Origin of the sequence: Nocardia brasiliensis IFM 10847, from assembly GCF_000710915.1 — a bacterium.
In the GTDB taxonomy this organism is placed as follows: domain Bacteria; phylum Actinomycetota; class Actinomycetes; order Mycobacteriales; family Mycobacteriaceae; genus Nocardia; species Nocardia brasiliensis_A.
The window spans coordinates 1-12,806 of the sequence record NZ_BAUA01000158.1 but is presented as its reverse complement, the minus strand read 5'-3'; the positions used below and the strand labels follow the sequence as shown (position 1 = coordinate 12,806).

Annotated in this window: 5 protein-coding genes; 2 read left to right on the top strand and 3 right to left on the bottom strand. The window is 69.1% G+C overall.

What is annotated here, in order from left to right:
* Positions 1 to 9 precede the first annotated feature (9 nt).
* From NBRGI_RS30635 to NBRGI_RS30625, 3 genes are read right to left on the bottom strand one after another with little or no spacing between them, the layout of a single operon-like run.
* Positions 10 to 1,323 (bottom strand): phthiocerol/phthiodiolone dimycocerosyl transferase family protein, encoded by a 1,314-nt coding sequence (locus tag NBRGI_RS30635; protein WP_029900671.1) that lies wholly within the window; start codon positions 1,321 to 1,323, stop codon positions 10 to 12.
* Positions 1,323 to 2,507 carry an FAD-dependent monooxygenase gene (locus NBRGI_RS30630; protein WP_036561573.1) on the bottom strand — a complete coding sequence of 395 codons (1,185 nt, stop codon included), beginning with the start codon at positions 2,505 to 2,507 and terminating at the stop codon, positions 1,323 to 1,325. The genes NBRGI_RS30635 and NBRGI_RS30630 overlap by 1 nt, the downstream gene beginning before the upstream one ends.
* Positions 2,508 to 2,511: 4 nt before the next feature.
* The gene (locus NBRGI_RS30625) at positions 2,512 to 9,651 is read right to left on the bottom strand and encodes an amino acid adenylation domain-containing protein (protein ID WP_029900669.1); all 7,140 of its coding nucleotides are present in this window, start codon (positions 9,649 to 9,651) and stop codon (positions 2,512 to 2,514) included.
* Between the two features lie 264 nt (positions 9,652 to 9,915).
* Here NBRGI_RS30625 and NBRGI_RS30620 point away from each other — a divergent pair, with 264 nt between their 5' ends.
* Both NBRGI_RS30620 and NBRGI_RS30615 read left to right on the top strand, forming a co-directional pair.
* Positions 9,916 to 10,800: an SDR family NAD(P)-dependent oxidoreductase gene (locus NBRGI_RS30620; RefSeq protein WP_029900668.1), complete on the top strand. Its 885-nt coding sequence runs from the start codon at positions 9,916 to 9,918 to the stop codon at positions 10,798 to 10,800.
* Entirely contained in the window at positions 10,797 to 12,341 is a 1,545-nt protein-coding gene (locus NBRGI_RS30615) for an MFS transporter (protein WP_051728156.1), read from the top strand. The genes NBRGI_RS30620 and NBRGI_RS30615 overlap by 4 nt, the downstream gene beginning before the upstream one ends.
* Positions 12,342 to 12,806: the final 465 nt, after the last annotated feature.

Below are 12,806 nucleotides of genomic sequence, written 5' to 3'. Positions count from 1 at the left end.
ACGCGCCGGTCAGGCGATCGCCTTGCGCAGCAGGTCCAGTGCGTCGTCGGCGATGCGCACCGCACGCTGCTCGGACACGATGTCCTCGATATAGGTGAAGTTCCAGAACAGCTGCCCGTGACTGGAATTCACCGTTCCCACGTAGTACCCGCTCATCGAGATACCGGCGATGAACTGGGCGCCGGAGACGGTCCACCCGCCGACGCGGCCGGGGAAATCGAACCGGCCGATATTGGACAGGCAGATATTGCCCGGCCCGCGCTGTTCGGCCATCTTCATGGTCTTGCCGCTGTGCCCCAACGACTTCGGCGTGACCACGCCGAGCATCGAGACCAATGCGAAGTGCTGCCTCGCGGCGCAGCGTTCGCGCAGGTCCTGGTTGGTCTGCGCGGCGACATCCCAGAAGTCCACGGCGGGCCCGTAGGGCAGCACCGTCGGCAGCGTGCACACGTAGGCGCCCGCTTCGTCCGCCCCGACGGGCGGCTGCAACTCGCCGCGGAAATCGACCGGTGAGCCGATGGCCAGTTTGCCCGCCCGGCCCGGCGTCATCTGTTCCCCGATCGCGGCCGCCAACGCGGCGCTCAGCGCACCGTGCACGGACACGCCCTTGGCCCGGCACGTATCGGCCAGCCGGTCGAGTTCGTCGCCGGTCAGCTCCCGCCGCAGGAACCGCGTGCGGCGCCGCGAAGGCTCCACCGCCGCTTGCGCTTCCAGCCGCCTCGGCCGGGCCGCGGTCATCCGCAGTTCCTCGGCGAGCGCGACCCGCATCGACCGTGCCGCGCCGATCGCACCCCGGAACTTCTTGGGCAGCCGCGCTTCCGGCGGATCGAACGTGGCAAGGCTCGTGACGGGAACCGGGTCGCGCTGCGCGGCTTCGGCGTAGGCCACCAGGTCCTGGAGCAGGCGCAGCGCCGACGTGCCGTCCGCGATGACATGGGACACCACCAGCACCACATCGTGGTCCGCGCCGAGATCGACGTGCAGCACGCGCGCGAGCGGACCGCTCGCCCAGTCCGTGCCGGTCGCGAGTTCGACCTCGTCGACCTCGCGGGCCCAGGTCGCGTCGTCGCCGGTGATCGTGCGCACCTCGATTCGCGCGGTGGCCGGGACGAATCTCGGGTCGGTGCCGTCGGCGTCGGCGGCGATGGCGACGCGCAGGAACGGGTGCCTGGCGGCCAGCGCGTCGGCCGCGGCGCGCAACTGCGTGGCGTCGAGCGCGCCGTGCACCCGGACCCGGGAGATCACGTTCAGCGGCGAGACCTGGTCGAGAATCCAGTACCACCGTTCGATCGGGCTCAGCGGGCGCGACAGTGTGCCGGGCATCAGTCCACGCTGCCTTGCACGCGCGCGGGCAGCGGGTCGACGGTGAAGCGCATCGGTTCCATGTTCACGCGCTTGACCACCGAGGCGGGCGCGTAGCGCAGCACCAGATCCCGAGCGCCGACCGCCACCGGGTTGGCCAGCTGCTCGGTCATGCTCAGTCGCCGCGAATCGGCGACCAGCTTCTTGGTCCGCGGAATCCGCTTGCGCTCGTAGTCGCGCAGTGCCGCAACGATATCGGTGGCGCCCGTCAACGACTCGGCGAGCACGTAGCCGTCCTCGATGGCCGAACCCGCGCCCTGGCTGAGGCTGGTGAGCATCGGGTGCGCGGCATCGCCGAGCAGCGTCACCGGTCCCGCACCCCACCGGTCCGAGAACGGCCGGTCCTGGGCGGGTACCGCCACGATCGCCGCCGGGTCGGTCTCCGCAATGGCCTGGCGCACCTCCGGCGCCCAGCCCGCGAACGCGGCCACGATCTCGTCCTTGCCGCCCTGCCAGTCACGAGCTTGTTCGGCGGGCATGTTCTTGGTGCCCCACCAGTAGGCGCGGCCACCGCCGATATCGATGAGCCCGAAGCGCTGGCCCGGTCCCCAATAGTGGCCCGCGTACCCCTCGGTCATCCGCGGATGACGGAACGGGATGACAGCCAGCCAGCACAGGTAGCCGTACTCGCTCACCGGCTGCTCGCCGTGCAACTGGGCGCGCACGGTCGACCGGATGCCGTCCGCGCCGATCAACAGGTCACCGGTGACTACCCGTCCGTCGGCGAACGCCACCTCGACACCGCCGTCCGCACGTACCGTGTATCCGGTCGCCCTGGCGCCGTAGGTGATCGGATGCGGCCCACCCGCGGCGCGCAGCGTCTCGATCAGCTCGTTGCGGTGGATGCTGACCACCGGATGGCCGAGTTCGGCGGTGATCGCCGCGATCGGCAGTTCGCGCAGCGGCTTTCCGGCGGCGGTCCGCAGTTCGAAGGTCCGCAGGGATTGCCCGACGGTGGTGATGTCGAGGTCGAGCGCGGCGAGCACGGCCGTCGCGTTCGGTGCGAGCCCGAGTCCGGTCCCGGTCTTGCGCTGCTCGGCTGCCGCCTCGTAGAGCTCGACCTCGACACCGACCCGGCGCAATGCGACAGCGGCCGTCAGTCCGCCGATACCTGCCCCGAGCACAATCGCTTTCGTTGTTCCCATTCGTCTACCGCCTTGCCGTACTCGTAGCAGATTCCGCCGTGTCGAGGCTGGCCGAGAGTTTCTCGGCCAGCGTCCGCACATGCGGGTCGATCATCATGTTCAGGTGATCGCCGGGGATCGATACGACCTCGAGCGCGCCCTCGATGTAGTCCGCCCAGCCGTTGGAGTCGCTGTCGAACATGGTGCCGACGATCTGGTGCGCGATGTCCACACCGGGCGGCAAGCCCTGTTCCGCGCGCAGGAGCGTGACGTCTCGGTCGAGCGGCTCGAGCCGGTAGTCCCGCGCCGCAGCGGAATTGGCCTCGAAGACGTCGTAGAGCCTGCGGATCGAGCGGGCGGAGCTGCCCGGCGGCAGGATGCCGACGGCGATCGCCTCGGTCAGCATCCGGTCGAACAGCTCGTCGGTGTCCTCGATGTCCTCGTCGAACTCGAACTCCGCGGCCGCCGCCCCGCGGGCGTACCAGAGCAGTTCCAGGAAGAACCACTTCATCTGCGCCTGCTTCTTGATCGGCGCGCGTTCCCCCGGCCGCAACGCGATGGTGTCGAGCAGCGTGACGCTGGCCACCTCGGATTTCGGCAGCTGCCTGGCGATTTCGAGCGCGACATAGCCGCCGAACGACCATCCGGCGACGTGATACGGCCCTTCGGGACGGACGCGCCGGATCGCCGCGAGATACGAGGCGGCCATCTCCTGCATCGACCGGATCGGCTCGCTGCCGATATCCGCGCCCGCCGCCTGCAACGCGTACACCGGGCGATCCGCGGGGAGGTGCTTCGTCAATGCCAAGTAGCACAGGACGTTTCCGCCGATCGGATGCACCAGGAACAGCGGCGCGCCCGCACCGTCGGCGCGCAGGGTGACCAACGGATCGAAGGCCCGGCGTCCATCGTTGCGCACGATCGCGGCGAGCGCCGCCGCGGTCGGCGTGCTCACGAACGTATCCAGCGGAATCTCGGTGTCCCACCGCCGATTCAGGCTCAGTACCACGCGCATGGCGCCGACCGAGGTGCCGCCCGCGGCGAAGAAGTTCTGATCGGCGCCGATGGCGGGGATGCCGGCGAATTCGGCCATGATCGCCGCGACCGCGGCCTCCACCTCGTCGCGCGGTGCCAGGTATTCGGGGGTGTCCGCGGCGAAGTCGAGCCGCATTTCCCGCAGCGCCCGGTCGTCGCGTTTGCCGCTGGGCGTCTTCGGTAGTTCGTCGAGCCAGGCGAATTGGGCCGGCACCATATGCGCCGGGAGCACGGTACGCAGCCGGTCGGTCAGCGCCGCGACTTCCGTGCCGAGTTCGTCCCCGACGAGGAAGGCGGTCAGGACCGCGTCGATACCGCCGAACTCCCGTGCCACCACCGCGGTTTCGGCGATACCCGGGAACTCCGCCGCCAGCGCGGCGATCTGCAACTCCACCTCGGCCGGTTCCACCCGGAAGCCGCGAATTTTCACCTGGCTGTCCGCCCGGCCCCGGCACACCACATCGCCGGAGGCCAGCCGCACCCCGAGATCGCCGGTGCGGTAGAGGATCTCACCGTTCGGCCCGGCGGGCACGAAGCGCTGCGCGGTCAGGTCGCCGCGCTGTTCGTACCCGGCGGCGAGAGCCGCACCGCCCAGATAGATTTCGCCCTCGATACCGGTCGGCACCGGCCGCAGCCGATGATCGAGCAGGTGTGCCTGCGCGCCGGCGATGGGGCGTCCGATCGGCGGCAACGCGGGGAACCGGTCCGGTGCGCCTTGCATCGAATAGCTGAGCGCGACATGGGTTTCGGTGGGCCCGTATTGATTCTCCAGCAGCACTCCGGGAATCGCGGCCAGCAGCTTCTGGATCTCAGGGGTGATCCGCAACTGCTCACCGGAGGAGACGATCACCGCCAGGTCGGTGGGGTAGCGGCCGGTCGCGATCGCGGCCTCCGCGAACGCCTGCAACGCCACGAACGGCAGGAACAGCCGTTGCACCCGCTCGGTGATCACGGTGTCGAGCAGCGCGGTCAGATCGGAGCGATGCGCGGCGTCGGCCAGGCGCAGTAGACCGCCGGCGGTGAGCGTCGCGAAGATCTCCTGGAACGAGACGTCGAAGCTCAGGGGCGCGTACTGCATGGTGCTCATCGCCCGGGTGCCGGACTCCGCGCTGTTCTGCCACTCGACCAGGTTGGCCAGCGCGCGGTGCGGCATCACCACCCCCTTCGGCTCGCCGGTGGAGCCGGAGGTGAACAGTACGTAGGCGGGGGCGTCCGGCGCCACCACCGGGAGCGGGCCCACCGGCTCGCCGGTGCCGTCGGTGAGCGTGGCGGCGGCGAGCAGCAGTCCCGGATCCGGGACCAGGTCGGCGTATTCGGCGTCGGCGATGATCCTGGCCGGTGTGCTGCGCTCCATCATCGCGCGCAACCGCTGTGGCGGATAGTGCACGTCCAGCGGCACGCAGACCGCGCCCACCTTGGCGATCGCGAGCACGGTGGCGATCAGTTCCGGTCTGCGCTGCATCAGCACGCCGACCCGAGCCTGCGGCGGCAGGCCGAGCGCGGCCAGCTTGCCGGCGATCACCTCGACGCGATACGCGAGTTCGTCGTAGGTCCAGGCGTGCGACTGCGACCGGATGGCGATCGAATCCGGCTGCCGGGCAGCCTGATCCGCGATCAGCTGGGCCAGATCCCGGGCATTGGCGCGGTCGGCGCCGACATCGATCGCCGCGTGCGGTTCGGTGACGATGCAACTGAGCAGCCGCAGGCACGCGGTCGCGAGCGCCGCGCACTGCTGCTCGGTGAGCGAGGTGTCGCCGTCGACCCGGACCAGCATCCGGCCGTCGCGTGGATCGGTGGCCACGGTGAGCAGCACCGGGAAATTGGTCTCCTCACGTGCGTCGAAGCCGAGGAACTCGAGGCCCTCGACCGCCGTGACCGCACTGAAGACGTGGTAGTTGACGAAATTGAACGCCGTTTCGAACACCGTGGCGCCGCGATCGGCGAGGATCGACCGCAGCGGGTAGCGCCGGTGCGGGTAGCTCTCGCGCTCGCGCCGCGCCACCTGGTCCACAGCGTCGAACCATGTCGCCGCGGTGGCGTCGAGTCGCATCGGCAGCGTGTTGAGGAACAGTCCCGCAATGGATTCCGCGTCCGCCCGGCCCGGCCTGCCGTGCCCGATGACACCCGTGGTCACGTCGTCCTGCCCGGTCAGCGCGCGTAGCGCGAGGCAGTGCGCGGCCAGGAACAGCGATTTCAGCGGGACCTGGTGCTCGGTACTGAAACGTTGTGCGGCGGCCTGCAATCCGCGCGGCAGCAGCAGGGTCGTCTGCGGACGGACCGCGGGGCCCTCGTCCGGCAGGTGCTGCCACAGCGACGGCAGCGCGGTCGGGTTCGCGTTGTGCAGGAACTCGCGCCAGTAGGCCCGGTGCGCCGGATCGTCGGCGGCCTGCTGTTCGATCTTCGCGTACTCGGCGAGCACTGTGGTCGGCAGCGGATCCGCCGCGACGTCCGGCAGCGCAAATCCCATGTGGCTCAGATAGTCCTGTAGCAGGCTCCGCATCAGGTCGGCCACGCTCCAGCCGTCCAGGATGGCGTGGTGGAAGCTGAGCACCAGCTCCACCCGCTCGGCCGCGGGGTAGACGCGCAGGTGGAACAGCGGCGCGCTGCGGATGTCGTAGGCGAAATGTCTGCGCTGCTCGACGTATTCGTCGATCTGTGCCGCATCGTCGGCCGGCGCCACCGACAGGGCGTCGTCGACGCGGTGGCGCACGATCTGCAGCGGCACCGAGTATCCGGTCAGGTCGAACGCCGAGCGCAGCGCGGGCTGGCGGTGGACCAGCCGATCGAAGGCGGCACGGAACCGGTCCTCCTGCCACGGCATCGCGATCCGGTACCGGAAGACATCCTTGTAGAGCGTGGCATCGGCGCGCTCCGCGGCGTGGAAGAGCATGCCGAGTTGCAGCGAGGTCGCCGGGAACGCGTCCGCCGCAGCGTGCAGGGCCGCCCGATCGACCAGGGGAAGCAGCGCGAACGGCTCGGTCACCCGGTCCGCTTCGGCCCGCGGCGCCGCGGTCACCTGCGCGGCGAGTTCGGCGATGGTCGGCGTGGCGAACAGCAGGTCCACGTCCAGATAGAGACCACGTTGCTCGGCGGCCGTGCGCAGCGCGAGCGCCAGAATCGAGTCGCCGCCGTGGGTGAAGAAGTTGTCGTGCACCCCGATCGGGGTGCCGAGCACTTGCGCGCAGATCTCGACGAGCGCCGCCTCGGTGGCGTTGCGCGGCTGCCCGGCGCCCGCACCGCGCGCGGCGGCCTCGGCGGCGAGCAGCGCGCGGCGATCCGCCTTGCCGTTCGCGGTGAGCGGAATGGCGTCGAGTTCGATGAAACGGCTCGGCACCAGGTAACCGGGCACGCGGGCCGCCAGATGCGCGGCCACGGTGTCCGCGGTCGCGCTACCCGCGTGCTCCGCGACGAAATAGCCGACCAGGTACGCGCCATGGGTGTCCGAGGGACGGTCGAGCACGGCGGCGGCCCGCACACCGGGTGCGCCGAGCAGCTGGTTCTCGACTTCGCCGAGGGTCACCCGGTTGCCGCGGATCTTCACCTGATCATCGGTGCGGCCCAGGTATTCGATGGTGCCGTCGGCGCGCCAGCGGGCGATATCGCCGGTCCGGTACCGGCGCCCGCCCGGCACCGCCGGGTCCGGGACGAACGCCGCCGCGGTGAGTTCCGGTTGGTCGAGGTACCCGCGGGCGACACCGACGCCCGCGATGTTCAGCTCGCCCTGCACCCCCGCCGGGACGCGGTGGCCCGCGGCATCGCGGATCGAGAGCGAGATGTTCTCGATCGGGCGGCCGATCGGCACGACAGTCAGCGCCGCCGGGTCGGCCGGGCAATCGAAGTACGAGACGTCGATGGTCGCTTCCGTCGGGCCGTAGAGATTCACCAGCTGGGGGGCCTGCCCGGTCCCGGCGAACACCTGCGCGAAGCGCGACACCAGCTCGGCCGGCAGCGCCTCACCGCTGCAGAACACCCGCCGCAGGGTCGAAACACGCTGGAGCGCAGCGGGATCGGCACTCAATTCGGCCAGGAACGGACCGAGCATCGACGGCACGAAGTGCAGCACCGTGACGCCGTGCGCCGCGATGGCGTCGATGATCCGGCGTGGATCGCGTTCACCGTCCGGACCGAGCAGCGCCACCTTGGCGCCGGTCATCGACCACCACAGCAGTTCCCACACCGAGACGTCGAAGGTGGCCGGGGTCTTCTGCAGGATCACATCGCTCGCGTCCAGCGGATACCGCCGCTGCATCCAGGTCAGCCGGTTCACCACCGACCGATGCTCGACCATGACGCCCTTGGGCTTGCCGGTGGAGCCGGAGGTGAAGATCACGTACGCGAGATCTGCTGGGGCTGCAGTCGATTCGGCGAGAGTCGCGCCTTGCTGGTCCACCGGGATCCGGCGGACCGACCCCGGCGTGGCCTGCTCGTCCAGTTCGGGGGTGGCGATGACGAACCGCGCGCCGCTCTCCGCGATGACCATGGCGATCCGGTCGGCCGGGTAGCCGGGATCGATCGGGACGTAGGCGGCGCCGGCGCGCAGCACGCCCTGGATCGCGATCAGGAGTTCCGGGGAGCGGGGTACCACGATCGGAATCCGCTCGTCGCGCTGCACCCCGCGCCGGAGCAGTTCGGCGGCCAGTCCGTCGGCCTTGTCGCGCAATTGTCCGAAAGTCAGTGTGCCGGTCTCGAACAGCACCGCGGCGGCGTCGGGTGTGCGTGCCGCCTGCGCTGCGAAAAGCTGATCCAGCGTGGTGTCGGGAAACCCGGCGTCGGGCCCGTGTTCGAAGGATTCCAGTGCGGCGCGATCGGGTCGTGGCAGCCAGTCCAACTCGGCGATCGGCGCGTCCGGCGCGGCCAGCGCCGCGCGGAGCAGCCCGCCGACCTGCCGGATGGCGGCCGTGATCGGGAAGTTCTCGTCGAACACGTCTCGTGAGTCGAAGACGTGCAGATCCACTGTGCCGTCTCGCTCATGCTCCACCGCAACGATATTCACCGCCTCGGCGACGGTGCCCGCCGAGAAGAACTTGGAGCGTGCCATCAGCCGCTCGATATGGTCGGCCGAGGGCATCCGGTTGTAGGAGTAGGTGACGTCGAACAGCGTCGGCACCATGGCGTGCCGCTCGGCGAGCGCACGCACGATGTCACCGTACGGAAAACCCTGCCGCTTCTTCAGTTCTCGCACCTCGGCGGCGATTTGCGCGGCCACCTGCAGCAGCGTCGGCGCGCCCGTCAGCCGTACCCGCAGCGGCGCCACATTGGTGAAATCGCCGACGGTGAGCATCTCCTCGGGCGTGTTCCGGTTCAGCATCGGCACGCCCAGCACCACCTCGTCGGTCCGGTGCGTCATGGCCAGATAGGCGGCGATCGCCGCAGAGGTCACCGAGAACAGCGAAATACCCGTCGCGCGTAGACCGTTCACCAGTTCGCGGTCGAGCCGCAGCGAGTGCATCCCCCGCTCGACGGTGTCCAGTGTCGCGGTCCTGGGGAACAGGGCGGGCCGCACGTCCGCCAGGTAGTCGACGAACCAGTCGCGATCGGCGGCCCAGCTCGGCGTGGCCTGATATTCGGCCGTCCGCTCGGCGTAGGCGAGGTACGACGGCATCTGGTAGAGCGGCAGCGCCTCGGTCGGCGCCTCACTCTCGTACTCGGTAATAATCTGTCCGGTAACGATATTCAGCGCCCAGCCGTCGCCGCCGGCGTGATGCATCCGGCCGAAGAGATAGAACGAGTCCGGGCCGTCGACGAGGACGGCGAAGCGGAGCATCTGGCTGTCGGCCGGCACGACACGCCGATTGGCGGCCAGCATCCACTCCTGGCAGGCCTGCTCGGGATCGGGTGCCGTGCTGAAGTCCAGCACCTCCACCTCGGGCGTGTCGTCGCTGAGATGTTGCCGGAGTTCGCCGTCGACGGTCGTGATCCGCAGTCGCAGTGCGTCGTTGCGGAGATATGCGAGTTCGATGCAGCGAGTGATCCGCGCGATATCGACCGATTGCTCGATGTGGCTGTAGCCTGCCGCCTGGACAATCGGAAGATCCGGGTGCCGCGAGGCGATGGCCATGATGTCGCGCTGATAAGCGGTCAGCGGCCAGCTTTTCGTCGGGGGGAGGGACGAATGGGAACGGTCGATCATCGAAGCCTCTCTAGCATTTGGCGCACTGCACAAACCGGCCGCGAAAATGCGTCCCATCTGCACGAAAGCCGGTGTTGCGACGAGAAATTCGGGCAGCGCCGTCCCCGCCCCGCGCCCCATTGCGCACATTTGCTGCCCAGTTTGCGGCACCCCACCGTTATGCATACCTTGGCGGGTGGTGCCCGTGCGTAGCAAGCCCCGAGACTCGGGATCGTGACTTGTTTCACGTTGGGCGGCAGATGGTTTGACGTAGATGAGGTGGATATGCAACCCAGTGATCGAACAGCACGTGGCGCCGTCGTACTGACCGGAGCGTCGTCCGGTTTGGGGCGGGCGGCCGCAATTCATCTCGCACGCAGCGGTTTTACAGTTTTCGCCGGTGTGCGATCGGAAGAAGCTGCGAAAGATTTGGCAAACGAATCCGAACACCTGATCCCGCTCGAACTCGATGTCACCTCGGCGGCGGCGATTTCGGCGGCCCGGGAAAAAGTCGCCGAAACGTGTGGTGAACAAGGGCTGCTGGGCTTGGTGAACAATGCGGGCGTGTGCGTCTCGGCCCCGCTGGAATGCGTTTCCGCAGAAGATCTGCGCTATCAGCTCGAGGTGAACGTGGTGGGCGCGATGGCGATGGCGCAGGCTTTCTTGCCGCTGCTGCGCGCGGGCCGGTCGGCGGGCGGCCCGGTGGGCCGGATCGTCAATGTCAGCTCCGGTGTCGGGCGGGTTGCCTCGCCGTTCCTGGGCGTCTACGCCACCTCGCAATTCGCCAAAGAGGGCCTGTCCGATTCGCTGCGCCGGGAGCTCACCGCGCAGTCGGTGAGTGTGTCGGTGATCGAGCCGGGCGCCATTCTCACGCCGATCTGGGACAAGGTTTCCGACACCGCCGAGCGCATCCTCGGCGAGTCTTCGCCCGAGGTCGCGGCTGTGTACCGGAAGCCGTTCACCGCGTTCGTCGCGATGAACGAGCGCCGCGCGAAAGCCAGCCGCACCAAGCCGGACCAGTTCGCCGCCGCGGTGGCGCACGCGATGACCGCGCAGCGTCCCAAGGTGCGCTACCGGGTCGGTATCGACTCGTGGGCAGCGACTTTCGCCTCGCGCCTGTTGCCGGACAGCGTGCTCGACACGGTGCTCGTCAAGGCGGCCGCTAGGTGAGGACCCGCTACCTCGGCCTGGCGGTGCTCTGCCTGGCCGAGGTGCTCGTGGTGATCGACAACACGATCATCAACATCGCCTTGCCGACCCTGAGCCGGGAGTTGGGCGCCGGCGTGAGCGGGCTGCAATGGTCGGTCGACGCCTACACCCTGACCTTCGCCGGATTCCTGCTGGCCGCAGGAAATCTGGGTGACCGATACGGACGCAGGCTGGTGCTGTTCATCGGCATGGCCGGCTTCGGGGTGGTCTCGGCGATCGCCGCCTCGGTGGACTCGCTCGGGGCGCTCATCGCGGCCAGAGCGGTGCTCGGCGTCTTCGCCGCGGCGGTGTTCCCCGCGACGCTCGCGCTGGTCACCGTCTTGTTCACGGAGAAGCGAGAACGTTCGATCGCGGTGGGGCTGTGGGCCGGGGTGGCGGGCATCGCGATCGCGTGCGGGCCGCTGGTCAGCGGCTGGCTGCTGGCGCATTTCAGCTGGCATTCGGTGTTCTGGATCAACGTGCCGGTGGCCGTGCTCGCCTTCGCCGGTACCGTCCTGTGGGTCCCGGAAGCCAAGGCAGACAATCCTTCTCGGCTCGACGCGCTGGGGCTCGTGCTCTCGGTGCTCGGCGTGAGCTTGCTCGTCTGGTCGATCATCGAGGCGCCGCGGCACGGCTGGGCCGCTCCGGTGACCCTGGCCGGTGCGGCGGGCGCGGTGCTCGCGCTGGCCGCGTTCGTCTGGTGGCAGCTGCGGGTGCCGTATCCGCTGCTCGACGTGCGCCTGTTCACCCACCGCCGCTTCGCCGTTCCGGCCGCGGCGATCTCGGTGGCGTTCTTCGCACTGTTCGGTTTCGTGTTCTTCTTCACACTGTATTTCCAAGCGATACGCGGATATTCGACGCTGGAGACCGGTGTGCGGGCGCTGCCGTACGCGCTCGGCGTCGCGCTGACCGCACCGGTGGGCATGTGGGCGGGCCGCCGCTTCGGCACCGCCGCACCGGTGGTGCTCGGTCTGGCCATTTTCTGCGGCGGGTTCATCGTGGCGGCCTACTCCGACGAGTACACCTCCTACGTCGGTGTGATCCTGCCGGTGACGCTGGTGATGGGCGCGGGACTCGGCCTGGTGCAGGGCCCCGCCACCGAATTGCTGATGTCCAACCTCGCCGAGGCGGACATGGGTGTCGGCGCCGCGATCAACGACACGACGCGCGAGATCGGCGGCGCGCTCGGCGTCGCGGTCATCGGGTCGGTGCTGGCCTCGAACTATTCCTCGGCGATCCGGCCGCGAGTCGAGGGCGCCGGCCTGCCGCCGGAGGCCGCCGACGCCGCGGTGTCCTCGGTGGTCGGCGGGTTGGAGGTGGCCCGGCGGATCCCGATCCCCGCGCTGCGGGAGCAGGCATACGACGCGGTGCGCGCGGCCTTCTCGGGTGCGATCTTCTGGACGTCGATGACGGCGGCGATCGCGACCGGAGCCGGCGCCCTGCTGGTCGCCTTCGGTTTGCCGTGGCGCGAGGGCAGGCACGACACGGCGGCCGCACCGCTCGAGGTGGCGGGCAAACGCTGACAGCGCGTCGCCGGACGTCTGCGCCGATCACCGTTGACCGGTCGGTTCCCGTAGGGTGGAAGCGAGCGCCAGGCCCGCCATCGGCACATCCGCTCGCCGGTCCGGCCGAGTCCACCCGCGCCGAACAGTCGTGCCGCCACGGGCAAGCAGGCGAGAGCGAGCAGCGGCGCGGTGACCTCGGTCGGTCAAGAACTGTGCACGGACGTTCGGGTTGCCACGTTTTCATCTGTTCGCTGAGGGCAAAACCTTGTCGGAAACGAATCATGCAACGCTCACGTTATGAGTGAATGACCGTGCTGACGCCGGTCGCCAATAGGGTGGACTGGCGGCGGCAGTACCCCCCGGCAACTAGAGTGGAGTCGGGGGCCACGACCCCCGGGCTTCATGGCAGGCTGACGCCCACGGTTGTTACACAGCACACTGCGGCGTCTGTTGCCAGAATGTCGGAAGCAGGAGAGTGAGGGA